A 25,103-nucleotide genomic window follows, 5' to 3' on the forward strand; every position below is an offset into this window, starting at 1 on the left:
CCGATCCGCTAATCTGCGCGCCATGACCGGGATCCTTCTTCTTACGGGCGGCCTTGCCCCCCTGCCCGACAGCGATACGCTGAGCGGCATCGCCAAGGTGCCCGTGTCTGGCACGCTCGCCCTTGGTGCCGAGGGGCTGGCCGGCGACCATCAGGCCGACCGGCGCGTCCATGGCGGCCCCGAAAAGGCAGTGCATCACTATCCGCGCGACCATTACGCGGCCTGGGCCGCCGAGCTTGGCGCATTGCCCCTTTTGGCCGAACCGGGCGCCTTCGGAGAAAATATCTCGACCACCGGCATGACCGAGGATCGAGTCGCGGTCGGCGACATCTTTCGCCTGGGCACGGCTCTGGTGCAGATCAGCCAGGGCCGGCAACCCTGTTGGAAGCTTTCGCGCCGCTTCGGTGTCCCCGGCATGGCACGCCGCGTCCAGGAAACCGGCCGCACCGGCTGGTATTACCGCGTCCTGCAACCCGGCCGCGTCGCGCCCGGCGACAGCCTTGCGCTGCTAGACCGCCCTGCACCCGAATGGACTCTGGCCCGGCTTTGGCGGGCGCTTTACGTCGACCGCCTGAACCATGCGGAGTTACAGGGGATCGCCGCGCTGGACCTGCTGGCCGAGGGCTGGCGCCACTATGCCATCCGCCGCCTGGAAACCGGCCGGGTCGAGGATTGGACCGCCCGCCTTGAGGGTCGCCCATGAACCCGCCCCTGGTGATTTCCATTCAAAGCCAGGTCGTCCTGGGCCATGTCGGCAATTCGGCGGCGGTCTTTCCGATGCAGGCGGCGGGGCTTGAGGTCGCGGCCATCCCCACGGTGGTCTTTTCGAACACGCCCGATTATCCGACGCTGCGCGGCCGGGCCATACCGCCCGATTTCTTCGCCGAGCTTTTGCGAGGCGCGTGGGAACGCGCCCTGCCGCGGCGCGCGAGCTATATCGTGACCGGCTATATCGGCTCGGTCGAGATCGCACGGATGACGGCGGATTTCATTGCCCGTGCCAAGGCGGAAAATCCCGGCCTGCGCTATCATTGCGATCCGGTGATGGGTGATGAAAACCCCGGTCTTTATGTCCCCGAAACGATCGCGCGCATCCTTAAGGAGCAGCTTCTGCCACAGGCGGATCTGGCCTCGCCCAACCCTTTCGAGATCGCCTATCTGACAGGCCGGCCGATTGCCCGGATCGAGGATCTGCCCCGTGCCTTCGCCGATCTGCGCTTGGCTGACGGCGCCCGGCTGATCGCCACAGGCTGCCAGCTTCTGGACACGCCGCCCGGCATGTTGGAAAGCGTTCTGCTGGAACCGCAGGGGATTTCGCGCCACCCGACGCCCCGCCTGTCGGTCTCGATGGCGGGAACGGGCGATCTTTTCCTGGGCCTGATCACGGCGGCCCTGGGTCGCGGCCGCGCCCTGCCCCAGGCGATCGACTTCGCCCAGATCCAGACATCACGCGCCTTGGCCTGTGCCGCCCGGCTCAGGGCGAAAGAGGTGGTGCTTTCGGATCCTGACTTCCGCGCGGCGCTTCTGTCGCTTTAAGCCCGTTTTCATACCCATGTATTTTTGGGCAACGCGTGACCGGCCCTTTTTCGTCGGCTCTGAATAAATTGATACTATGTGATGATCTATCTGTTTTTTTTGACGTTGGATCGCAGGGTTTCATCATCTGGACGCGACAACCCTGCAATTTCCGGTCGGCGGTGAAGCCCCATTTCCGCGCCTCCGAACAGGACGACCTTTTGCGCCGCAGGCTGGTGGACATGATCGATCCGCGCCACGAGTTGGTAAAGCTTGGCGCCTTGATCGACTGGGCATTTTTCAAGCGGGAATGGGCCGGGTTCTTCCCCGCAGCGGCGGGCCGCCCGGCGACTTCGCCGCGTCTGATCGCCGGGCTGATGCATCGCATCGACAAGCTGCACATGGAGTTCGAGTTCAGCCCGCCCTTCGAGCGTCCGATCAGCAGCCACGATAAAGATCCGAAGATCTTACCTTTTACCGTATCCCTGCTTAGACTTGAAATTCCGCATCCAGAATGCGTATGAAAGCATCTTCGGAACACTCTGGGGATGAGTTATCATTAGGGCAATGCCATCCTGTCATCCAGCCAGTCCGCGATAAAGGCATCCCTATGCCAAGAGCTATTCGGACATAATCCTGACAAATGAATTACAAGTCACGGCAACGTTCTTTTCAAGAGAGCATAAAAACCAATTGCCGATACTTGTCCTTTCCCCGATACTGCACGGGAATGGCGCAGGAAGAACGATGAAGTTTTGGATCGTGGCAGTCCTATCCCAGACGATGATCGCAGCCGCCGCGCAGGCAGATCCGCTCTTGATCGGGCGACAAACGGTGGAGATGTTTCTTGGCGGGGATGTCGCGGCCATCTGGTCAAGATCGACATCGGAAATGCAGAGCGCCTTTGGATCAGTCGAACATCTGGAGTTGATGAGAGATGACCTGCTGACCGATTTCGGCACAGAGGAAACCATCCTGTCCGAACGAACAGAGGATAAGGCAGACCACGATATATATATGCGCATTTCGCGCTGGACAGAAAGCACCGCGCCGATAGAGTTTCTCATCGCCTTTGACGATGCAAAGCAGATCGCCGGTTTCTTCATAAGACCGCAGGCTGCGACCGCTTCCAGTTCATATCTGGACTATCAAACGAAGACGAGACTGCATCTGCCCTTTGAAGGCGAGTGGTTCGTTTATTGGGGTGGGCGCGATATCAAAGATAATTACCATGCCGTCGATGCGGGACAAAGATTTGCTCTGGACCTGCTGATCCTGCGGAATGGGAAAAGCCATATCGCAGACCCCAAGTCGCTCGAAAGCTATCATTGTTGGGGGCAGCCGATCCTGTCTCCGGCCGACGGCGTGGTTATGCGGGCCATCGATGGGTTGCCGGATCAAGTCATCGGTTTGAATGATACGGCTAATCCAGCCGGAAATCATGTAGTGATCGATTTCGGGAATGGCGAATACGGGTTCCTCGCCCATCTGCGGCAGGATAGTGTCCAAGTCGCAAAAGGTGACCCGGTGACCTTGGGACAGCAGATCGGTCAGTGCGGCAACAGTGGCAATACGACCGAGCCGCACCTGCATTTTCACATGCAGACCAGTCCCAAACTTGGTCATGGCGAAGGTTTGCCTGCACAATTCACGAACTATCAAGCGAACGGCACCCTGATCGACCGGGGAGAGCCGCGAAAGGGACAGACCCTCCGCCCCGCCGAGTGACCGCTTCGTCCCGGATACTGTTGAAAGCGCGGGTCGCGATCCAGCAATGCCGAAAGCCTGGGACATTCATCCACTCAGGGTCGGAAGATGGCATATTTCAGGCAATGCCGCGCGGCGGGACGCGCTGACCCTATCACCGGATTGCGGCGGCATCTTCCGCCCAAGCGCCGCGTCCACTCGATCACCATTCACCGCTGAGCACCGCGCCTGCGCCTGCGCCTGCGCCTGCGCCTGCGCCTGCGCAAAGGCCCACGACCTTCCTGATAAGCGCAAGGACCACATGGGTCTTCGCGCATCAAGCCCGGCATCAGGCAACGCCCATCACGGGATCGGCAGGCATGGGGCAGCGCCCCTAGCCTTTCTTCAGCGCATTCATCAACGCCGCCCCCAAGGTGCCCGGTGCCTGCGCTTTGGGGGCGGCCACCTTCGGTCCGCGCGCGGGAATTGCCGGCTTGACCTCGTGACCCGCTTCGCGGGCCGAGGCACCCGCGTCCTTGCGCATGGTCAGGCCGATGCGCTTGCGCGCCACGTCGATCTCGGTCACCCGCACCTTCACCACATCGCCGACCTTCACCACCTCGTTCGGGTCCTTGACGAAACGGTCGGCCAATTGGCTGATGTGAACCAGCCCGTCCTGATGCACGCCGATATCGACGAAGGCCCCGAAGGCCGCGACATTGGTGACAGTGCCCTCCAATTGCATTCCAGGGCGCAGATCCTTGATATCCTCGACACCCTCGGCGAAGCTTGCGGTGACGAAGCTGGGGCGCGGATCGCGACCGGGCTTTTCCAGTTCGGCCAGGATGTCGCGCACCGTGGGCAGGCCGAAATGCGCATCGACGAAAGCTTCGGCGCGGATACCCTTCAGCGCCTCGGGGCGGCCCATGATCTGGCGGATGTCGCGGCCGCAGGCGGCGACGATCTTGCGCGCCACGCCATACGCCTCGGGATGGACCGAGGATGCATCCAGCGGCTCTTTGCCATCCCGGATGCGCAGAAAGCCCGCGCATTGCTCAAAGGCGCGCGGCCCCAGACCAGCGACCTTCTTCAGCGCCGCCCTTGAGGCAAAGGCGCCCTGGGCGTCGCGATGCGCGACGATGTTTTGCGCCAAGGCCGGTCCCAGTCCCGCGACATGGGCAAGCAAGGGCGCCGAGGCCGTGTTCAGATCGACGCCCACCCCGTTCACGGCATCCTCGACCACCGCCTCCAGGGCCTTGGCCAATTGCCGCTGATCCACGTCATGCTGATATTGCCCGACCCCGATCGACTCGGGCGGCACCTTGACCAGTTCGGCCAGCGGGTCCTGAAGGCGCCGCGCGATGGAAACGGCGCCGCGCAGGGACACGTCCAGGTCGGGAAACTCTTTCGCCGCCAGCTCGGAGGCCGAATAGACCGAGGCCCCCGCCTCGCTGACGATCACCTTCAGCGGCGCCCTGGTCCCGGCGGGCAGGCGCTTGAGCACGTCCGAGACGAAGCGCTCGGTCTCGCGGCTGGCGGTGCCGTTGCCGATGGCGATCAATTCGATCTTGTGGCGCAGGATGGCGGCGGCCAAGGCAGCCTCGGCGCCGCGCAGGTCGGATCTGGGCGGGAAGGGATAAAGCGTCGCGGTCTCGGCCAGCTTGCCGGTCGCGTCCACGGCGGCCAGCTTCACCCCCGTGCGGATACCCGGATCAAGACCCAGCGTCGGCCGCGCACCCGCGGGCGAGGCCAGCAGCAGATCCTTGAGATTGCGGGCGAAGACCCTGATCGCCTCGGCATGGGCGCGGGCGCGCAGCTCGGCCAGAAGGTCGATATACATCGTATTCGACAGCCGCACGCGCCAGCACCAGCCCGCGACCTTGCGCAACCAGCGATCGCCCGGCCCTTCGCCCAACCGTCCCAGGGCCGAGGCGACGATGCCCTCGGCCCGCGCGGCGCCGGCCTCGGATGCGCCCGTCGCAGTTTCGCCCGTCGCAGTTTCGGGGGCGATCTCGACGGTCAGCACCTCTTCCTTGGCCCCGCGCAGGATCGCAAGGGCGCGATGGGCGGGAATGGCGGCCCATTTCTCGCGCTGGTCGAAATAGTCGCTGAACTTGGCGCCGACCTGCTCCTTGCCCTCGACGAGCTTCGCGGTGATGACCGCCTCGGCCCGCATGAACTCGCGCAGGCGCCCCAGCAGCGCCGCGTTCTCGGATAGCTCCTCGACCAGGATGTCGCGCGCGCCGTCCAAAGCGGCTTTCGTATCGGCGACATTCGGACCCAGATAGCCCGACGCCAGCATCTCGGGCTGGGCCTGCCGATCCGCCTGGATCGCGCGCAGCAGGGCTTCAAGGCCATTTTCCCGCGCGATCATTGCCTTGGTGCGCCGCTTGGGCTTGAAAGGCAGGTAGATGTCTTCGAGCGTCGCCTTGGTCTCGGCCCCGGCGATGGCGCGGGCCAGGTCCTCGGTCAGTTTCCCCTGACCCCGGATCGAGTCCAGGATCGCCGTCCGCCGCGTCTCAAGCTCGCGCAGATAGGTCAGGCGCTCGGCCAGGTTGCGCAGTTGCGTGTCGTCCAGCCCGCCCGTCACCTCCTTGCGATAGCGCGCGACGAAGGGCACCGTCGCGCCGCCATCCAGAAGGCCGGTCGCCGCGACGACCTGCGCGGCAGAGGCGCCGATCTCGGTCGCGATCCGGCGGGAAATGCGGGCTGCGGCATCCATGACGAAACTCCTTGATCCAGGACCGGGGTGATAACCCGCCGCAGGGCCAAGGCCAAGGCATTCCGCCGCCCGTCCCGGCCGCCACCGCCGCTTGGGTATTTATGAAACGAAGAAGACATGCGCCTGCCCGCACGGACCGCACGGTGCCTTTCACCGTTTTCCAGACAGGGGCGTGACGGCACGCGGCTAGGCCATGCCATCGCTGCGGAAATCGGCGGGCCGGATGCCGTGGCGGGTCAGCTTGTCATAGAAGGTCTTGCGCGGCAATTGCAGCCGCTCCATCGCGCGGCTGGCATTGCCGGCGGACAGGCGCAGCGCCTCGCGGATGAGACCGGCCTCGTATTCCTGGACCAGTTCCGACAGGCTTTGACCCGGCCCGCCCTCGTCTCGGCTGTCGAAAGGCGAGAGACCTCGGGCATGGCCCTCGGCGAATTGGCGCAGTTCGCGCAGATTGCCCGGCCAGTCATGGCCTTCGAGCCGCGCCTTGACCGCCGGGGTAACGGCCGCCGCAGGCAGGCCAAGGCGGTCGCTGGCTTCCAGCAGGAAATGGCGGAACAGTTCGGGGATGTCCTCGCGGCGGTCGGCCAGCGGGATCAGGTCCAAGACCACGCCGGACAAGCGGTAGTAAAGATCCGGCCGCAGCGCGCCATCGCGCAGCCCGCGCTGCGGGTCGTCCCGCGTCGAGGCAATGACGCGCACATCCAGTGGGCGCGGGGCGGACGCGCCGGCGGGCAAGTATTCCCCGGCCTCGACCAGGGTCAGGATGCGGGCCTGCAAGGCGGGGGGCAGGCTGTCCACCTCGTCCAGGTAGAGCGTGCCGCGATGCGCCTTTTCCAGCCATCCCGCGCCGCGCGGCTGGCGGGCCGCGCCCTCGCTGCCCAGAAGCTCGGCGTCGAAACGCGCCTCGTCCAGCGTCGCGCAGGGGACATGCACGAATCCCCGCACCCGGCGGGGCCCCTGGCGGTGGATCGCCCTTGCCACGGTCTCTTTCCCGGAACCGGAAGGGCCGGTCAGCAGCAGGTCGCCCCCCGTCTCGGCCAGCCGGGCCACGCTGTCGCGCAGATGCTGCATGAAGGCGCTCTGCCCGATCAGCCGGGTCTCGCCGGCCAACGTCTCTTGCTGGTGTTGGCGCAGGGCGCGGTTATCCATGACCAGCGCGCGGGACTGGCAGGCGCGGTTCAGCGAGGCGGCCAGCACATCGGCGCCCACGGGCTTGGTCAGGAAGTCATAGGCCCCGCGCCGCAGCGCCGCGACCGCCATCTGCACATCGCCATGGCCCGTCAGCAGCACCACCGGCAGATCCGGGTCCAGCGCGTGCAGCCTTTCGAAGAATTCGAACCCATCCATGCCGGGCATGCGCACATCGCTCAGCACCACGCCGGGCCAGGACCGGCCCAGCCCCGCAAGCGCCGCCTGGGCCGAGGCGAAGGGCTCGACCGTGAAGCCCGCCAGCTTCAGCGCCTGGCCCTGCGCGAAAAGCAGATCCTCGTCATCATCGACCAGACGGACAAGACGGGGATGCTCGCTCATGCGCACCTCGGCAGTTCCAGGATGAAGCTTGCGCCCCGGCCCGGCACCGGAGGCGCAGCATGCAGGCTGCCGCCGAAATCGCGTGCGATTTCTTGCGAGATGACAAGGCCCAGGCCCAGCCCGCGCGGCTTCGAGGTGGCGAAGGGGGTGAAAAGCTGCGCCGCGATCGCCGGATCAAGCCCAGGCCCGTTATCCGTCACGGTGATCCGCGCCACCGGACCGTCAAGCGCGACGGAGATGGCGATGCGGCCATCGGGCGTCTGCCGCAGCGCCTCTTCCGCGTTCTGAAGCAGGTTGACCAGGATCTGTTCCAGCCGCACCGTCTCGGCCATGACACGAAGCGCGGGGTCCAGTTCCGGCAGGTCCAGCCGCACGCGCTGCGCCTCGCGGCGGTTCTCGGTCAGCAGGGCCGCCGTGCGGATCGCCTGGTCCAGAGGCACCGGCGCCACCTCGCCCGTGGCCTTGCGGGCAAAGCCGCGCAATTGCTCGGTGATGCGGGCGATGCGGTCGGCCATGCGGCGGATGGCGCCCAGATTGCCCTCGACATCGCCCATCTCGCCCTGCGCCAGCAAAGTCTGGCCGTTCTCGGCCAGAAGCCGGATCGTCGCCAGTGGCTGGTTCACCTCATGCGCGACGCCCGCCGTGATCTGGCCCAGGGCGGCCAGCTTGTTGGCCTGCACAAGATCGGCCTGCATCCGGTCCAGCCGCGCCTCGGCCGCGCGGCGCTCGCGCATCTCGTCGGACAGGGCGCGGGTGCGCTGCTCGACCGCGCGCTCAAGATCGGCGCGATAGCGGCGGGCGGCCTCGGCCTCGCGCACGATCCGGGCGCGGGCGCGCAGGCGAAAGCCCGCAAGCACCGCCAGCCCCAGCAGCACGAATCCCACCGTGCCCGTCCCCAGCGCCGCCGCGTAATAGGCCGGCGCCGCCGAGGAAAGAACCGCCAGCCGCCAGTCCATGCCCGGCACCGGCAGGCTGGACCGGATCTGTCCGGGCGCCGGCGGCGGCTGGCCGAAGCGCAGCGCCGGGCGCGAGGACAGGATGATCCGGCCCGACCCCTCCTGCACATAGGTCAGGCCGCCATCGCCGCCCCAGCTCGCCTCCAGCGCATCGAATTCGACCTTGACGACGATCACCCCCCGCGCGGTCTCCGGTCCTTCGGGTTCGGGCAGGGTCACATCATGCGAGAGATACAGCCCCGGCCTGCCGCTGACCGTGCCCAGGGCGAATTGCGTCGCCTCGGACCGCAGCAGCGCCTGGCTGAAATAGTCGCGGAAACTGTAATCCTGGCCGATGAAGCTTTGCGTTTCGTTCCAGTTCGAAGCCGCGATGCCCACGCCGCTCCGGTCCAGCAGATAGATCACCGCGCTGTCGGTCTGGTCGCGCAGCCGCTCCAGCTTCATCGAGACCAGCTTGCGGTTCTCGGGGGTGGGCGAGACCAGCGCGCGGCGCACCAGCGAATCGTCCGAAAGCACCGTCGCCACCGCCCGCTGCCGTGACAGCACGCTTTCCAACGCCTGGGCGTGGGAACGCGCCGCGCCCTGCTGCGCCACCTCCAGATCGTGCCGGCTGGATCGCAGCATCAGCACGAAGCAGGCCGCCAGGATGGCCAGCGCGCCCAGCACGGCCAGGACCAGCCAGACCGGACGGGGACCAATCCCCGGCAAATCAGGCCCCGGCGAATCGGGCACGGGCGAGTCAGGCAAGGCGGCACTCCCATGTGCTTTTGTGCGAATTTCCACACCATTAGCGCAAGGCTGTGCGGAAAACCACACATTCCAGCCCGCTGCTGATAGCCAATCCTCCATGAAATCAGCGCATTGCTGCTATGCACACAGGTTTTGGGCCGCCAGATCACGCATCGTAACATGCACATCACGAGATCGTAGGTTTGGAGGAGACCTCAATGAAATTTGAAACCTCGGCGCAGCCGGTCCATCACACCCCCCGCCCCTTCTATCGCCACCTCTATTTCCAGGTGCTTTGCGCCATTGCCGCGGGCGCGCTGATCGGGCATTTCTTTCCCCAGACGGGCGAGGCCCTGAAACCCCTTGGCGACGGCTTCATCAAGCTGGTCAAGATGATCATCGCGCCCGTCATCTTTCTGACCATCGTGACCGGCCTTGCCGGCATGGGCACGCTGAAGGGCGTCGGCGCGGTCGTGGGCAAAGCCTTCGCCTATTTCCTGACCTTCTCGACCCTGGCGCTGATCGTCGGCCTGATCGTCGCCAATGTCGTGCGCCCCGGCGCGGGCATGAACATCGACCCTGCCACGCTGGATGCCAGCAAGATCGCCACCTATGCCGAAAAGGCGCATGAATCGACGCTGACCGGCTTTGTCATGGACATCATCCCGTCCACGATGACCTCGGCCTTCGTCGAGGGCAATATCCTGCAAGTCCTGTTCGTCGCCATCCTGTTCGGCATCGGCCTGATCATGATCGGCGACAAGGGCAAGCCCGTCATCGCCATCTTCGAAGCGATCAGCCACGTCATCTTCCGCGTCGTGGACATCCTGATGAAAGCCGCGCCCATCGGCGCTTTCGGGGCCTTCGCCTTCACCATCGGCAAATACGGCATCGCCTCGGTGGTGAACCTGGCCACGCTGGTCGGCACCTTCTACCTGACCGCCACGCTGTTCATCGTCGTGATCCTGGGCACGGTCTGCATGGTGAACGGCTTCTCGATCCTGAAGCTGATCCGCTATCTGAAGGCCGAGATCCTGCTGGTGCTGGGCACCTCCTCCTCGGAATCGGCGCTGCCCGCGCTGATCGAGAAGATGGAGAAGGCCGGCTGCAAACGCTCGGTCGTGGGCCTGGTCGTGCCGACCGGCTATTCGTTCAACCTGGACGGAACGAACATCTACATGACGCTGGCGGCGCTGTTCATCGCCCAGGCGACGAACATCGATCTGTCGCTGCAACAGCAGGTGCTGCTGCTGCTGGTGGCGATGCTGTCCTCGAAAGGGGCGGCGGGCGTGACGGGCGCGGGCTTCATCACCCTGGCGGCAACCCTGTCGGTGGTGCCGACCGTGCCGGTCGCAGGCATGGCGCTGATCCTGGGCGTGGACCGTTTCATGTCGGAATGCCGCTCGATCACCAACTTCATCGGCAATGCGGTCGCCACCATCGTGGTCAGCCGCTGGGAAGGCGCGCTGGACCGCGCGCAGTTGGAGCGCGCCCTGAACGGCGAGGTGGATGAGGATTTCGACCTGTATCCCGCCCCCGAACTGCAAGCCGCCCCCGCCGGGCTGCAACTGAACGAAAGAAGCCCCGACTGATCCTTTCGACTGTCCGGCGCGGAAGGGCAAGGCATCGCCCAAGCGCGCCGCGATCCGCAAGGTCCGACACAAGGAAACGCCCCCGGAGATCCTCCGGGGGCGTTTCTGTCTTCGTTCGCGGTTTTCAGCCTCAGGCGGCTTGCCCGGCCGCCGCCTCGGGGGCCTGGATCGGGCGCTTGACCAGCGCCAGCGCCAGGATCGAGACCGCCGTGCCCGCCGCCAGGGCGATGGCGAAGCCGGGCAGGTTCACCACCGCATTCGGGATCGGCAGCACGAACACCCCGCCATGCGGCACCTTCAACTGCACGCCCAGCATCATGCAGATCGCGCCGGCCACCGCCGAACCGGCGATCAGGGTCGGGATCACGCGCAGCGGATCGCGGGCGGCAAAGGGGATCGCCCCCTCGGTCACGAAGGCCAGGCCCAGCACGAAAGCGGCATTGCCGGCCTCCTGCTCTTCCGGGGTGAAGCGCGACGGCAGCAGCTTCGAGGCGATGGCCAGCGCCAGCGGCGGCGTCATGCCCGCGCACATCACCGCCGCCATCGGCTCGGTCACGTTCGAGGCGATCAGCGTGGTGCCAAAGACATAGGCCGCCTTGTTGATAGGCCCGCCCATGTCCACGGCCATCATCCCGCCCAGGATCAGGCCCAGGATCGCGGCCGAGCTGCCTTGCATCCCTTGCAGCCAGGCGGTCAGCCCGGCCAGCACCTTGGCCGTCGGCGCGCCCACGACATAGAACATCAAAAGCCCGGTGATCGCGGTGCCCAGCAGCGGCAGGATCAGGACCGGCATCAGCCCCTGAAGCGTGCGCGGCATCTTGATCACGCGGTTCAGCAGCATGATCGAATAGCCCGCGATGAACCCCGCAAGGATGCCGCCCAGAAAGCCCGCGCCGATGGTCCCGGCGATGACGCCCCCGGTCATGCCCGGCGCGATGCCGGGCCTGTCGGCGATGGAATAGGCGATATAACCGGCCAGCGCCGGCACCATCAGGGTCATCGCGCCCTTGGAGCCGATCTGGAACAGGGTATAGCCCAGCGTCCCGGCATATTGGTCCTCATAGACATAGATCCCGCCCAACGCGAAGGCGAGCGCGATCAGAAGACCGCCCGCGACGACGAAGGGCAGCATGAAGGACACGCCCGTCATCAGGTGCTTGTAAACGCCCGTCTTGTGCGCGGGCGTCGCGGCAGAGCCTTGCGCGGCGGCGGCGCCCCCGGCCTGGACCGTGGCCTCGGCCAGCGCCTTGCCGATCAGCGCCGCGCCATTGTTGATCGCGGGCTTGGTCGGTCCCTGATAAACCCGCTTGCCGGCAAAGCGCGACAGTTCGACCTGGCGGTCGGCGGCGATGATCACCAGATCGGCGGCGGCGATCTCCTCGGGGGTCAGCGGGTCCTGCGAACCGACCGAGCCCTGCGTCTCGACCCGGATCTGATGGCCCAGGGATTTCGCGCCCTCGGCCAGCCCCTCGGCGGCCATGAAGGTATGGGCGATCCCGGTCGGGCACGAGGTGATCGCGACGATCCTCAGCACGCCCGAGGCGGCGCCCGCCTGGGCCGCGGCCCCGCTTGCGGCGCCCGGCTCGCGGCCCAGCACGGCGCCGGCATTGTCCAGCACCTCGGCGATGCTCGCCTTGATCTTGGCCAGGCCCGCGAAGCGCGGCTCCTCGGCGATCTCGCCCACCAGCAGCACGGCATCGGCCTTTTCGACCGCCGCCGGGTCCAGCGGATCCAGCACCCCGTCCGAAGTCCGCAACTCGACCGTGATGGCCTTGCCGATGGACTTTGCTGCCTTTTTCAGCGCCTCTCGCGCCAGAACCGCGTGGGTGCCAAGATCCCCGGCGCCGACGACGGCAATGATCTGTTGCATGATGTCCTCCTGTGCGGGCGCATGCGCCGCGACATTCCCTTGGACCCGCGCGGGCGCGGGCCGATCCGTTCCTTATCCGGCCGCGAAAGCCGCCGCCGCCGGCGTAGTCGCGACCTGGGCGGCCAGCGCCCGGACCTCGGCCATGGGCGGCAGGTGCGGGCCGGGGTTGCGCAGCTTGGCGCCCGCGAAGGCGGTCGCCTGACGCGCCAGACCCGGCAGGTCCAGCCCCTCGGCCAGCGCCGCCGTCAGCCCGGCGACCATGGCATCGCCCGCGCCGACCGAACTGCCCGTGGCCAGCGCCACCGGGCGCGCGACCAGGCTTTGATCGGCGGTGACGAACAGCGCCCCCTCGGCCCCCATCGAGACCACGACCAGGCTTATCCCCCGCGCGACCAGGTTCTGCGCCGCCGCCAGCAGATCCGCCGGATCGTCCAGGGCACGGCCCAGCAGGGCCTCAAGCTCGTGCCGGTTGGGCTTGATCGCGAAAGGAAGCTCGGCCCTGGGCGCCGCGATCGCACGGGTCAGCGGATCGCCCGAGACATCCATCACCACCCGCGCGCCCCGCCCCGCCAGATCGGCCACCAGCCGGGCGGTCGTATCTTCTGGCAGGCCCGAGGGCTGGCTGCCCGAGACCACGACCAGATCCCCCGCCGCCACCTGATCAAGCTGGTTGAACACCGCCTTGGTGTCCGCGGCCCCGGCCTGGAAGCCGGGCAGGTTCACATCCGTGGTGCGCCCGCCCTGCTCCAGAATCTTGATATTGGTGCGGGTCGCGCCCTCGACGCGGATCATGCGGTCGGCGATGCCCTTGGCGGCGAAAAGCTGCTCGAAGCTCGCCGCATTGTCGCGGCCCAGAAGGCCGGTGATCACCACCCTCATGCCCCAGTCGGCCAGGCATGAGGCGACGTTGACCGCCTTGCCGCCCGGATCCTGCCGGGTGGCGCTGGCGCGGACCACCTCGCCCGGCTCAAGGCGGGGCACGGTCACCGTCTGGTCGATGGCCGGGTTCAGCGCGACGGTGCGGATCATCATGCCGCGGCCTCGCGCGTTGCCGGCTCGGCGGCCAGGGCGCGGACCGAGGCGGCATCGGCTGCGTCAAGCGCGCGGCTCGCCAGCAGCTTCAGCACCGCCTGATCCGAGTTGCGGATACGCTCCTTGACCGCCGGGATGTCGCGCGGGGTCATCGACAATTCGTCGACCCCCAGCCCGGTCAGCAGCGTGGCGCCGAAGGCATCGCCCGCAAGCCCGCCGCAGACCCCGACCCAGCGGCCATGCGCATGGGCGCCCTTCACCGTCAGGTCGATCAGCTTCAGCACCGCCGGGTGCAGGCTGTCGGCCTCGGGCGCCAGAACCGGGTTCTGCCGGTCGATGGCCAGCACATATTGCGTCAGGTCGTTCGTCCCGACCGAGAAGAAATCCGCGTGTTTCGCCAACTGATCCGCCAGAAGCGCGGCCGAGGGCACCTCGATCATGATCCCCAAGGGCACCTGCGGCGCGTCCAGATCGGCGCGGATCTGCTCGCAGGTCTCGCGCAGCGCCAGAACCTCGGCGACCGAGGTGATCATCGGGAACATGACCTGGATCCGCGCCCCGTCCCTGGCGGCACGGTAAAGCGCCCGGACCTGCGGCACCAGCAGTTCGGGGCGGCGCAGCAGCAGCCGCGCGCCGCGCACGCCCAGGAACGGGTTCTCCTCGCGCGGGAGGTCAAGATAGCTTACCTGCTTGTCGCCGCCGATGTCCAGCGCGCGGATGACCAAAGGCCGGTCGCCCATGGCGCGGGCCATGGCGGAATAGGCGCGATACTGGTCCTCTTCGGTCGGGCTGTCGCCGCGCTCCAGGAACAGGAATTCGGTGCGCATCAGGCCGACGCCCTCGGCACCCTGCTCAAGCGCGAAGGCAGCCTGTTCGGCCAGGTTGATATTGGCGCCGATCTGCACCTCGTGCCCGTCGCGGGTGCGGGCGGGCAGCGCGCGGGCCTCGGCGGCGCGGGCGCGCTTGGTTTCCTCATCCGCGATCCAGGCGCGGGCCGAGGCAAGGTCGGCCTCGGACGGGTTCAGGTAAAGCCGCCCGCCATTGCCGTCGATGATCGCGGGCGCGCCATCGACCAGCCGCGACAGGGCCGCGCCGGCACCGACCACGGCGGGCAGGCCCAGCGTGCGCGCCAGGATCGCCGTGTGCGAGGTCGGCCCGCCCTGCGCCGTCACCAGGCCCGCGACCCGCTCGGCATCCATGGTGGCGGTGTCGGTCGGGGTCAGGTCGTCGGCGATCAGGATCGCGCCCTGCGGCACTTCGGCCGGAGCCGGTTTCGCCAGGCTGGGATCGATCAGCGCCAGCACGCGGTTGCCCACGTCGCGCAGATCCACCGCGCGGCCCGCCAGCACGGCATTGCCCACATTCAGCAGCGCCTGCGCCGTTTCCTGCACCGCCTGATGCCAGGACCAGGCCAGGCCGTGCCCTTCGACCAGCTTCTGCGAGGCAACCGTCACCAGTTGCGGATCGTTCAGCAGTTCCGCCTGGGCATGGAAGATGGCGCTGTCGGATTCGCCAAGGCGGCGCGCGGTATCGTCGGCCAGCGCGGCAAGCTGTTCGCGCGCGCGGCCCAGTGCGTCATGCAGCCGGTCGGCGGCGACGGACAGTTCGATCGGCTGATCCGCCACCACCACCGGCCCGGCTTCCAGGTGATGCAACTGTCCGATGGCAAGGCCGGGCGAGGCCGCGACCCCCTCGACCACATCGGCGCCCTCGGGGGCGATCCAGCCACCGGCCAAAGCGGCGGCATTGCGCTTTTCCTCGGCCTTCCTCGCCTCGGCCTTCTCGCGCGCGCTCAGCCCGGTCACGACGACGCGCAAGGTGGACAGCGCATCCGCGGCATCGGCGCCCTCGGCCGAGATCGCAATCGTCTCGCCCGCCTTCAGGCCCAGTTGCAGAAGCGAGATCATGTTGCGCGCATCGGCCGTCTCGGCACCGTTGCGGACGCGGATGCGGGCGGCGAAGCGGCGCGCGGTCTCGGCCCATTCGGTCGCGGGACGGGCGTGCAGACCGTTCGGATAATCGCAGGTCCAGTCGAATTTCTGCGCGAAATCACCCACCGGCTCGGCGGCCTGGGCGGCCTCGGCCGGTTCGCCCGAAAGGGCCGCGATGACCACGGCCGGATCGTCGGTGACCGACAGCGCGGCGATGCGCGGCTCATCCTGCATCAGCCGGGTCAGGCGGCGCAGGATGCCGATATGCGCGTCCGAGCGCGCGGCGATGGCCACGACCAGATTGGCGTGCTGGCCCTCGTTCCATTCCACGCCGTCGCGCACCTGCAAGACGGCGATGCCGTCACGCAGGATCAGGTCGCGATCCTCGACCATGCCGTGGGGAATGGCGATGCCCTTGCCCAGATAGGTGTTCGAGGCCGCCTCGCGCTTGTTCATGCTGGTCTCGAATCCGGGCCTGACACAGCCGTTGGCGACCAGAAGCGCCGCCGCCTGAGCGATGGCATCGGACTTGCCCGAGACCGTGGCCTTCAGGCAAACGAGTTCACGCGGCAAGATACCCGCTTCTTCAGTAGGGGACACTGGCTCCTCCCAATCTCCTAAGATTTACGATTCGTAACGTAAATGTGGAAACGTTTCCACTTGTTTTTTGCGCGGTGAAGCCTGTTTTTACGCCGATTCTGCTGAAATCCTTGCAATGCGGGAACAGATCGGTGATGGTCGGCGTCAGGCAGGGGTAGCAACGTTTCCATAAAAAATGAGCGTCGGCATCAAGGATGTGGCACGCGCGGCGGGGGTGGCCCCCTCGACGGTTTCGCGCGCCCTGGGCAAAGGCCCCGTCAGCGCGGAAGTTCGCCGCAAGGTCGAGGCCGCGGTGGCCGCGATCGGCTACCGGCCGAACCTGGCCGCGCGGCAACTGCGCTCGCAGCAGTCGATGACGGTGGGGCTGGTGGTGGCCGACATCCGCAACCCGTTCTTCACCCAGCTTTCCCGCGCGGTCGAGGATGAGGCGTATCGCGCCGGCATGCGGGTCTTTCTGTGCAATACCGACGAAGACCCCGCGCGCGAGGCGATGTATCTGGAGCTTATGGCCGAGGAACGCGTGGCCGGCTTGATCCTGGCCCCCACGCGCACGCTCAACCCCGCCGCCCTGGCCGATTTCCGGGTGCCGGTGGTGCTGGTGGACCGCAACCTGCCCGGCGGGGGGCGCGATGCGGTGGTGTTGGACAATCGCGGCGCGACCACGCAATTGGTCGATCACCTGGTCGCCACCGGGCGCCAGCGCATCGCGGGCCTTTTCGGCGCGACATCGGCCACGGGGATCGAGCGGCAAGAGGCGTTCCAGGCCCGGATGCGGGACCACGGCCTTGATCCGCTGGCCCTGAACGCGCTCCCCAGTCCCGAGGCCGGCCGCGCCGCGATCGCGGCGCTGATCGCGCGACATCACCCCCAGGCATTGATCCTGTCGAACGGCCTTTTCGTGGGCGCCGCCCTGCATGTCGCCCGCATGCAAGGGCTGTCCGTGCCCCGCGATCTTGCGCTGGCCGGCTTTGATGACGAGCCTTGGACCGCGCTGGTCGATCCTGGCATCACCGTGATCCGCCAGCCCGTGGACGCCTTCGGGCGCGAGGCGATGCTGATGCTGCAATCCCGCATCTCGCGCGTGGAGCAACCCTTCCGCACGGTGATGCTGTCGGGTGAACTGGTGCCGCGCGGCTCTACCTTCCCGGCCTGAACCCACCACGATACTGGGCATGAAAGACAACCGGGCCCGCGGATATGGCGACAGGCATCGCGCGAAGACAGGAACTCCAGGCCGGAGATCAGGCGGTCGCCGCGCGCACGGCCGGCCATGACGCCCTACTGCGCCGGCGGGCGCAAGAAGAAGCGTCCAGATCGGACGAACGCGGCGCAGCATCTGGCCTGGCCCCGTAAGATTCAGGAAGCGCGAGGCTTCCTTTCGCCGGCGCGGATCTCGAAGCGCAGGATGTTCTGGGGCGGAGGCAGCGGGCAGACCGCGAATTCGCTGAAGGCGCAGGGCGGATTAAACGCCTTGTTGAAATCCAGCACCACCTTGTCGCCACTGACCTCGCCGATCAGAAAGCGCGAGGCGCCATAGGTCTCGCGGCCCGAGGTGCGGTCGCGGATGACGAACATGGGCTTGCCGGATTTCCAATGCGTCGGCAGCAGCGTGATCTCCACCCCCTCATGGCTGAAACGCGCCTGGTGCGTCAGTTGCACCGAGGTCGCGATCCCGGTCACCGTGTCTATGCCAAGGGTTCGCGCCTGTTCCAGCGCCTGCCAATCGGCCTCGATCCGCCAGGCGGGATCTATCGGGAAGCTGTCGATGCCGCGAAAGCCGGTGCGGGCGGGCGCCAGCGTGTCGCGCACCCGCAACGCATACTGCCCCTCGACCACGGTTGCCTCAAGCAGCAGCGCGCCCACCTTCAGGCGCGGCGGATTGTCGGGCACCGGGGCGAAGTCGCGCGACCCCTCGCCCGCGTCGAAGCTGGCGCGCCCGTCCGGGGCCAGGTCCAGCACACCCAGATGCGCCGGGCCGGCCGAAATCACCACGTCGTTTTCGGGCGCGGTGCCCACCGTCATGCGACCGGGCGTGATCTCGACGCGGTCGGTCAGGTCCAGCCAGCCATCCTCGGCGGTAAGCGCGGCCAGGCGGGCCTCGCGCCATTCGGCGATCTCGGTCTGATAGGCGGTCATGCGGATTGTCCTTGTTGCGGCCGGGGCAGCTTGGGCAGGCTGGCCAGAAGCCGTTGGGTATAGGGATGACTCGGCGCGCGCAGGATGTCGCGGGTGGCGCCCGCCTCGACGATGCGGCCCTGTTGCAGCACCACCATGCGCGGGCAAAGCGCCGCCACGATGGCAATGTCATGCGAGACCAGAACCAGCGTCAATTCGCGTGCAAGATCGGCCAGCAGGTCGATGACGCGCACGCGGGTCGATAGGTCCAGCGCGCTGACCGGCTCGTCCGCGATCAGGACGCGCGGGCGGGCGATCAGCGCGCGGGCGATGGCGATGCGCTGGCGCTGGCCGCCCGAAAAGGCGCGCGGATAGCGCCCGGCGCTGTCGGGGGGCAGACCGACGGCGGCCAGCACGCGGGCGACCTCGGCCGAGATGTCGCCAGGCAGGTCCAGCGCGGCATGGGGTTCGGCGACGATCCGGCCCACCTTCATGCGCGGATCGAGCGAGGTATAGGGGTCCTGGAACACCGGCTGGACAAAGCGCCGATGCGCCGTCATCCGCATGCGCGAGCGCAGGTCAAGCGGGCTGCCATCGGCCTCGACCGTTCCGGCGCCCGGCGAGGCCAGCCCCAGAAGCAGCCGCAGCAGCGTCGATTTCCCCGAGCCGCTTTCCCCCAGGATGCCAAGGCTTTGCCCCTGCTCGACCCGCAGCGAGACGCCGTGCAGCACGGGCGTTGTCCGGTCATAGCCGTATGAGACATCCTTCAGCGCGAAAAGGCTCATGGCGCGGCCTCGGGGTTCAGGGCGGCTTCCAGCCGGCGCGCGGCGCCGAGCAGCGTTTTCGTGTAATCGTGGCGCGGTTCGGTAAAGACCCGCCGGGCCGGGCCCGTCTCGACCACGCCGCCCTGGCGCATGACGATCACGCGGTCGGTGATGCGGGCGACCACGGGCAGGTCATGGCTGATGAACAGCAGCGCCAGCCCTTCGGACCTGACCAGCCCGTCCAGCAGGTCCAGCACCTCGGCCTGCGTGGTCACGTCCAGCGCCGTGGTCGGCTCGTCCGCGATCAGCAGGCGGGGGCCGCAGGCCAGCGCCATGGCGATGGCGACGCGCTGGCGCTGCCCGCCCGAGACCTCATGCGGATAGGCATCCAGGATGCGCCCCGGATCGGTTATGGCCACGCGCTCCAGCCAGCGGGCCTGCTCGGCCCGCAGGGCGGCGGCGGTCAGGCCGCGACCCTCGCGCGCGGCGCGGCGGCGGATCGGAGCGGCCAATTGGCGGCCAAGGCGCATCAGCGGATCAAGCGCCGAGCGCGGATCCTGGAAGACCACCGAGGCGACCGCGCCGCGCAGGGGCACGATGCGCCGGTCGGGCTGGCCCACCATCTGCCGCCCGTCCAGCAGGATCGAACCCCCGGCCCGCAGGCCCGCCGCCAGCAGACCCACCACCGACATCGCCGTCAGCGACTTGCCCGAGCCGCTTTCCCCGACCAGTCCCAGCCGCTCGCCCGGTTGCAGCGTAAAGGTGACACCGTGGACCAGTTCGCCCCCCGGTGCCGAGACGCGCAGGTTTTCGACGGAAAGCAAGGTCATGCCGCGTTCCTTTCCGGGTCCAGCAGGTCGCGCAGCCCATCGGCCAGGAAATTGATCCCCAGCACCAGCGCGACCAAAGCCAGCCCCGGCGCGATCACGCCCATCGGCGCGGCAAAGACCGTGGATTGCGCCTGTTGCAGAAGCTGGCCCCAGGAGGCGTTGGGCGGTGGCGCGCCAAGGCCCAGATAGGAAAGCGATGCCTCGGCGATCACGGCAAGGCCGAATTGCAGGGCGATGGCGACCAGGACGGTGGGCGCGATATTCGGCAGAACATGGGTCAGCACGATCCGCCCCCAGCCCAGGCCCGCGCAGCGCGCGGCGGTGATGAAATCCTGTGCCAGCACGCGCTTCGTCAGAATACGCACCAGCCGCGCGACGATGGCCGACATGGCAAGGCCGATGGCCAGGATCGCGGTGCCCAGGCTGGCCCCGTCGCTGGCCGCCACCACCAGCATCGCCAGCAAAAGCGTCGGAAAGGCGATCAGGATGTCCAGCGCCGCCGCCAGCGCATCATCCGCGCCGCGCCGCGCGAAAGCCGCGAGCACCCCCAGCACGGTCCCGATCACCCCGCCAAGCGCCGCCGCGCCGATGCCCACGCTTAGCGCGATGCGCGCGCCGATCATGACCTGGGTGAAGTAGTCCCGGCCCAGCCGGTCGGTGCCGGCCCAATGCTGCCAAGAGGGCGGCTTCAGCCGCCCTCCCGCCATCGCGGTCGGATCATAGGGCAGCCAGACCAGCGTCAGCAGCGCCACCGCCAGGTTGATCCCGACCAGAACGAGCCCGATCCACAATGCCGGGCGCCTCATGCCCTGCCCCCCTTGGCGTCGCGCAGGCGCGGGTCGATCAGGCGCTGGATGACATCGGCGGCGAAGCCGATCAGCAGCACCAGAAGCGTCGTCACCAGAAGCACCCCCTGCACGCTGGGATAGTCGCGCTGCTGGATGCCCAGAAGCAGCATCGAGCCCAGGCCGGGCAGCGCGAAGACCCGCTCGACCACCACCGCGCCCAGCAGGGTCGAGGCCAGTTCGATCCCCAGGACCGAAATCACCGGCACGCTGGCATTGCGCAGCCCGTGCCGGACCAGCGCCTGGGGAAAGCTGGCGCCAAGCGCGCGGGCATTGCGCAGGTAATCCGCCCCAAGCACATCCTGCACCGCCGCCCGCACATAGCGCAGAAGCGAGGCCGACATGACCAGCGCCACGGTGACGACCGGCAGGATCAGGGCGCGCGCGGCCTCGCCCGCCGTGGCCCAGCCGCCGATGGGAAAGCCCGAGGCCGGCAGCAGCCGCCACTTCACCGCGACGATCCAGACCAGCATGATCCCGATCCAGAAGACCGGCACCGCGATCCCGAATTGCGACACCGCCGAGATCAGCGCGCCATACCAGCGATCCGACTTGACCGCCGCCAGCGTGCCCAAAGGCACCGCGATCAGGATCGCCAGCACGAAGGCCGCGAAGGTCAGCGGCAGGGTGACGCCCAGCCGCGCCACGATCTCGGGCAGGACCGGGGCGTTCGAGACGAAGGATATGCCCAGGTCGAACCGCGCCAGGTCGGCCAGGAAAAGCCCCAGTTGCACCGGCAGCGGCCGGTCGCTGCCGACCTGGGCGCGGGCGGCGGCGATCTGCGCCTCATCGGCGCCGACGGACAGCAGCGCCGCCGCCGGATCACCGGGCAGAAGCCGCAGCAGCACGAACAGCACCAGCCCCGCCGCGACCAGCGACAGGACCAGCACGAAGGTCCGGCGCAGCAGATAGCGACCCATCCCGCCCCCTTCAGGTCATTGCGACTTGGTGACGCCGCGCAGGAAGAACTGCGCGTTCAGCCCGTTGACCGGATAGTGCGCCACCTTCGCCGACGAGACCACAAGCTGCGGATAAAGGTAAAGCCAGTTCGAGGCCGCGTCCTCGACGATGATCCGGTTGGCCTCGCGCAGGGTCGCCGCCTGCGCGTCCTCGCTGTCCGACGCCTCGGCGGCATTGATCAGTTCCGAGACCTTGGGATTGTCATAGCCCCAGTAGAAGTCGGGATTGCCATAGAAGACGATATCGCGGTGGTTCACATGCTCTTGCAGCGTGGCCTGGAAGTCATGCGCCTGATAGACCTTAGTATACCATTCGTTCGCGGTGATGACATGGATGTTCACCGTGACGCCGATCTTGGCCAGCTCCGCCTTCAGGAACTCGGCCACGATGGGATGGGGATCGTAATTGGGCGTTTCCAGCGTGAAGGCAAAGCCCCCGCCATGTCCAGCCTCGGCCAGCAGCGCCTTGGCGCTTTCGGGATCATAGGGATCGATGCCGGTCAGGTCCTCATACCAGGGATCGGTCGGCGGCACGAAGGAACCCAGCACCGCGCCCCGGTCGCCCCAGATCGCCTCCAGCAGCCGCTTCTTGTCCACCGCGCGGGCCAGCGCCTTGCGCACGCGCGCATCGTCGAAGGGCGCGACGCGGTCGTTATAGGCCATGATCTCTTTCGTGGTGGAACTGCCTTCCGAGATGGTGAAGGCCGAGGGATCCTCGAACAGCGCCAGCGCGTCGGGGCTTTGGACCGAGGTGATAAGATCCACGGCATCGGTCAGCAACGCATTGTTCTGGGCCGAGGCATCCGTGAAATAGCTGAAGATCGCGCCCCCGTTCGCGGGCTTCTGGCCCCAATAGCCATCGAAGGTCTGAAGCGACAGCGCCGAGCCGCGCTTCCACTCGGCCAGCTTATAGGGGCCGGTTCCGTCCTCTTTGCCGGTGATGTCGCCCGCCGCGTCGTTCACGATCCAGACATAGCTGAGATTATAGGGCAGCGAGATCGATTTGGAGGAAAGCTTGATCACCACGGTCCGCTCGTCCGGGGTCTCGATCCCGGCGATGGTCGAAAGGCTTTTCTTGCGCGAGGATTTCGAGGCTTCGGCCGCCACCCGCTCGATCGAATATTTCACATCCGTCGCGGTCAGCGGATCGCCGGAATGAAAGCTCACGCCGGGTTGCAGCGTGAAGGTGTGGGTCAGCCCGTCCTCCGAGACCGTATGCCCCGCCGCCAGCACCGGCGAGACCGAGCCATCGTCGTTCAGCCGGAACAGCGCCTCATAAACATTGTCGTTGAAGGCTTCGCTGATGCCCTGTCCGGCCCCGGCGGTATTGTCGAGGTTCTGCGGTTCGTAGAGCGAGCCGATGCGGATGATCGCGGCCGGATCATCGGCCGCCATCCCCGGCCCGGCCGCAGCGACCAGCGCGCAAAATGCCAGACCGACCGCGCGGGGAGACATGAAAGTGAAGCTCATCCTGATACCTTCCAAAGGCTGACTGGCGCCAAATCTATTCCGAAACCAATGAAATGACGAGTGGGACATAGCGAAAGCCGTCGCGAAGCATGGGCCTGCCGCAGGCATTCCATTCGCAGTTTCGGGCCTCGCCGGGAAAATCCTTCCGCGGCCTTTTTCGCGCCCCTTCCACCCCCGGTCACGCCCGCGAAGATTCTCGCGATGGCACATATCCGGGCGGACCGTCGCGGATCGGGGACCAGGGACATGTCCACCGGCCATCAAGCCCAGGCCCCGATGACGCGCCCCATCCCCTTGGATGCTCTGCCGCCAGCGGGCCGCAAGCGCCTTTCCGCGCTGCCCGATTGCTGTGCAAAATCCTGCGGCATGGTTCATCCAGACAGCGAGACGAAGCAAACCCGCCGATCGGCCCGCCGACGATATTGACCCCGCCAGACGAGCTGTCGCCATTGGGATCAGACAGGGAGATTCCAATGCATATCAGTCGCCGTCGCGTCTTTTCCGCCTTTGCCGCCCTTATGACCCTTGTGGCCGCACCCGCAGTTCATGCGCAGGATGCTCTGGCAAAGGTCGAAAGCTCTGGCACCATCCGCATCGCCGTGCCGACCGACTATCCACCCTATGGCTTCGTCGGCACCGACCTGCAACCGCAGGGGCTGGACATCGACATGGCCAAGCTGATCGCGGAAAAGATGGGCGTGACACTGGAAATGGTTCCCGTGACCAGCGCCAACCGCGTGCCCTATGTCCAGACCGGGCAGGTCGAGCTGGTGATCTCGACCCTGGGCAAGAACGCGGAGCGGATGAAGGTCATCGACTTCACCCATGCCTATGCGCCCTTCTTCCAGGCGGTCTATGGACCGAAATCGCTGACCGTCGCCAGCTTCGACGACCTGGCCGGCAAGACCATCGCCGTCGCCAAGGGCGCGATGGAGGAACAGGAACTGGTCAAGCTCGGCCCCGCCGGCATGGAGTTCAAACGCTACGAGGATCAGGCGGCATCGACCGCCGCCTTCGTCGCGGGCCAGACGGATGTGATCGCGACCTCGGTGTCGAACGCGACCCTGATGACGCAGAACAACCCCAAGCTTGAGGCCGAATTCAAGCTGCTGATCAAGGACAGCCCCTGCTTCATCGGCATCGCCAAGGGTCAGGACGGGCTGCGCGCCAAGGTGAACGAGATCATCCTGGCCGCCAAGGCGGACGGCACGCTGAACGCCATGTCCGAAAAATGGCTGGGTCAGCCGATCAAGAGCGAACTGCCGCTGAGCGAATAGGGTGCGGCAGCAACGATGAACGTCGAGCTTGATTTCCTTGCCGTCCTGCGCGACTGGCCGATGCTGCTGGTCGGCGTGGTCTGGACGCTGGGCCTGACCTTCGTGGCCATGGCGATCGGCCTTGTGGTGGCGGTCGCCTGTGCCGCCGGGCGCAGCCGGGGGCCGGTCTGGCTGGCCGTGCCCATCGGCGCCTATGTCGAACTGGTGCGCAACACGCCCTTCATCGTGCAACTGTTCTTCATCTTCTTCGGCCTGCCTTCGCTGGGGATCCGGCTGTCGCCGCCCATCGCCTCGGTGCTGGCGATGACGCTGAACCTTGGCGCCTACGGCACCGAGATCGTGCGCGCGGGCCTGATGTCCACGCCACGCGGCCAGATCGAGGCGGCGCAGTCGCTGGCGCTGACGGGTTTCCAGACATTCACCCGCGTCGTGCTGCCGCCGGCGCTGAAGCGGGTCTGGCCGGCGCTGGTCAGCCAGATCGTCATCGTGATGCTGGGTTCGGCCGTCTGCGGCCAGATCGCGACCGAGGAGCTCAGCTATGCCGCCAATGTCATCTCGGCCGCCACCTTCCGCACCTTCGAGGCATATATCATCGCCACGCTGGTCTATCTGCTGCTGGCCATCGCGCTGCGCCGCGCCCTGAACTGGGCCGGGCCGCGCTTTATTTTCGGAGGGTAGGG

19 protein-coding genes and 1 pseudogene are annotated in these 25,103 nt (G+C 67.0%); 8 read left to right on the top strand and 12 right to left on the bottom strand.

What is annotated here, in order from left to right:
- The first annotated feature begins 22 nt into the window (after positions 1–22).
- The 4 genes and pseudogenes from QM682_RS12645 (at position 23) to QM682_RS12660 (ending at position 3,243) form a co-directional block, all read left to right on the top strand.
- Positions 23–703 carry an MOSC domain-containing protein gene (locus tag QM682_RS12645; protein ID WP_415130271.1) on the top strand — a complete coding sequence of 227 codons (681 nt, stop codon included), beginning with the start codon at positions 23–25 and terminating at the stop codon, positions 701–703.
- The gene (gene pdxY / locus QM682_RS12650; protein ID WP_415130273.1) at positions 700–1,536 is read left to right on the top strand and encodes a pyridoxal kinase; all 837 of its coding nucleotides are present in this window, start codon (positions 700–702) and stop codon (positions 1,534–1,536) included. The genes QM682_RS12645 and pdxY overlap by 4 nt, the downstream gene beginning before the upstream one ends.
- 161 nt (positions 1,537–1,697) lie before the next feature.
- Positions 1,698–1,898, top strand: a pseudogene (locus QM682_RS12655) (IS5/IS1182 family transposase); the annotation flags it as partial.
- A gap of 364 nt (positions 1,899–2,262) precedes the next feature.
- Entirely contained in the window at positions 2,263–3,243 is a 981-nt protein-coding gene (locus QM682_RS12660) for a M23 family metallopeptidase (RefSeq protein ID WP_415130275.1), read from the top strand.
- 352 nt (positions 3,244–3,595) lie between these two features.
- Here QM682_RS12660 and QM682_RS12665 read toward each other — a convergent pair whose 3' ends face one another.
- From QM682_RS12665 to QM682_RS12675, 3 genes are all read right to left on the bottom strand, one after another.
- Complete coding sequence (locus QM682_RS12665) at positions 3,596–5,923, bottom strand: Tex family protein (RefSeq protein WP_415130277.1); 2,328 nt, start codon at positions 5,921–5,923, stop codon at positions 3,596–3,598.
- A 186-nt stretch (positions 5,924–6,109) separates the two neighbouring features.
- The gene (locus tag QM682_RS12670) at positions 6,110–7,453 is read right to left on the bottom strand and encodes a sigma-54-dependent transcriptional regulator (protein WP_415130279.1); all 1,344 of its coding nucleotides are present in this window, start codon (positions 7,451–7,453) and stop codon (positions 6,110–6,112) included.
- Complete coding sequence (locus QM682_RS12675) at positions 7,450–9,156, bottom strand: sensor histidine kinase (protein ID WP_415130281.1); 1,707 nt, start codon at positions 9,154–9,156, stop codon at positions 7,450–7,452. The genes QM682_RS12670 and QM682_RS12675 overlap by 4 nt, the downstream gene beginning before the upstream one ends.
- A 200-nt stretch (positions 9,157–9,356) precedes the next feature.
- Here QM682_RS12675 and QM682_RS12680 point away from each other — a divergent pair, with 200 nt between their 5' ends.
- Positions 9,357–10,730 (top strand): dicarboxylate/amino acid:cation symporter, encoded by a 1,374-nt coding sequence (locus QM682_RS12680; protein ID WP_415130283.1) that lies wholly within the window; start codon positions 9,357–9,359, stop codon positions 10,728–10,730.
- A 130-nt stretch (positions 10,731–10,860) separates the two neighbouring features.
- Here QM682_RS12680 and QM682_RS12685 read toward each other — a convergent pair whose 3' ends face one another.
- The 3 genes from QM682_RS12685 to ptsP all read right to left on the bottom strand — a co-directional run bounded on the left by QM682_RS12685 (position 10,861) and on the right by ptsP (position 16,136).
- A complete protein-coding gene (locus QM682_RS12685; protein WP_415130285.1) occupies positions 10,861–12,600 on the bottom strand; it encodes a fructose-specific PTS transporter subunit EIIC in 1,740 nt (579 codons plus the stop codon).
- 72 nt (positions 12,601–12,672) lie between these two features.
- Positions 12,673–13,632, bottom strand: a complete 960-nt coding sequence (pfkB, locus tag QM682_RS12690; protein ID WP_415130287.1) for a 1-phosphofructokinase — start codon at positions 13,630–13,632, stop codon at positions 12,673–12,675.
- A complete protein-coding gene (ptsP, locus tag QM682_RS12695; protein ID WP_415130289.1) occupies positions 13,629–16,136 on the bottom strand; it encodes a phosphoenolpyruvate--protein phosphotransferase in 2,508 nt (835 codons plus the stop codon). Before ptsP ends, pfkB begins: the two co-directional genes overlap by 4 nt.
- A gap of 202 nt (positions 16,137–16,338) precedes the next feature.
- On the opposite strand from ptsP, the gene QM682_RS12700 reads away from it, so the two are divergent.
- On the top strand, positions 16,339–17,316 hold the full coding sequence (locus QM682_RS12700; protein ID WP_415130291.1) for a LacI family DNA-binding transcriptional regulator: 978 nt from the start codon (positions 16,339–16,341) through the stop codon (positions 17,314–17,316).
- A gap of 203 nt (positions 17,317–17,519) precedes the next feature.
- Here QM682_RS12700 and QM682_RS12705 read toward each other — a convergent pair whose 3' ends face one another.
- The 6 genes from QM682_RS12705 to QM682_RS12730 are packed head-to-tail and all read right to left on the bottom strand — an operon-like array spanning position 17,520 to position 23,146.
- Positions 17,520–18,299, bottom strand: a complete 780-nt coding sequence (locus QM682_RS12705; protein WP_415130293.1) for a DUF1684 domain-containing protein — start codon at positions 18,297–18,299, stop codon at positions 17,520–17,522.
- Positions 18,296–19,063 carry an ABC transporter ATP-binding protein gene (locus tag QM682_RS12710; RefSeq protein WP_415130295.1) on the bottom strand — a complete coding sequence of 256 codons (768 nt, stop codon included), beginning with the start codon at positions 19,061–19,063 and terminating at the stop codon, positions 18,296–18,298. The genes QM682_RS12705 and QM682_RS12710 overlap by 4 nt, the downstream gene beginning before the upstream one ends.
- Positions 19,060–19,872, bottom strand: coding sequence for an ATP-binding cassette domain-containing protein (locus QM682_RS12715; protein ID WP_415130297.1), 813 nt, complete (start codon positions 19,870–19,872; stop codon positions 19,060–19,062). The genes QM682_RS12710 and QM682_RS12715 overlap by 4 nt, the downstream gene beginning before the upstream one ends.
- Positions 19,869–20,678, bottom strand: a complete 810-nt coding sequence (locus QM682_RS12720; protein WP_415130299.1) for an ABC transporter permease — start codon at positions 20,676–20,678, stop codon at positions 19,869–19,871. Before QM682_RS12720 ends, QM682_RS12715 begins: the two co-directional genes overlap by 4 nt.
- Positions 20,675–21,637 carry an ABC transporter permease gene (locus tag QM682_RS12725; RefSeq protein WP_415130300.1) on the bottom strand — a complete coding sequence of 321 codons (963 nt, stop codon included), beginning with the start codon at positions 21,635–21,637 and terminating at the stop codon, positions 20,675–20,677. Before QM682_RS12725 ends, QM682_RS12720 begins: the two co-directional genes overlap by 4 nt.
- Positions 21,638–21,652: 15 nt before the next feature.
- Positions 21,653–23,146, bottom strand: coding sequence for an ABC transporter substrate-binding protein (locus QM682_RS12730; protein WP_415130302.1), 1,494 nt, complete (start codon positions 23,144–23,146; stop codon positions 21,653–21,655).
- 473 nt (positions 23,147–23,619) lie between these two features.
- Here QM682_RS12730 and QM682_RS12735 point away from each other — a divergent pair, with 473 nt between their 5' ends.
- Entirely contained in the window at positions 23,620–24,423 is an 804-nt protein-coding gene (locus QM682_RS12735; RefSeq protein WP_415130304.1) for a transporter substrate-binding domain-containing protein, read from the top strand.
- A gap of 15 nt (positions 24,424–24,438) precedes the next feature.
- A complete protein-coding gene (locus QM682_RS12740) occupies positions 24,439–25,101 on the top strand; it encodes an amino acid ABC transporter permease (protein WP_415130306.1) in 663 nt (220 codons plus the stop codon).
- The last annotated feature ends 2 nt before the right edge of the window (positions 25,102–25,103 follow it).

Origin of the sequence: Paracoccus sp. (in: a-proteobacteria), assembly GCF_047605025.1 — a bacterium.
Classification (GTDB): Bacteria; Pseudomonadota; Alphaproteobacteria; order Rhodobacterales; family Rhodobacteraceae; genus Paracoccus.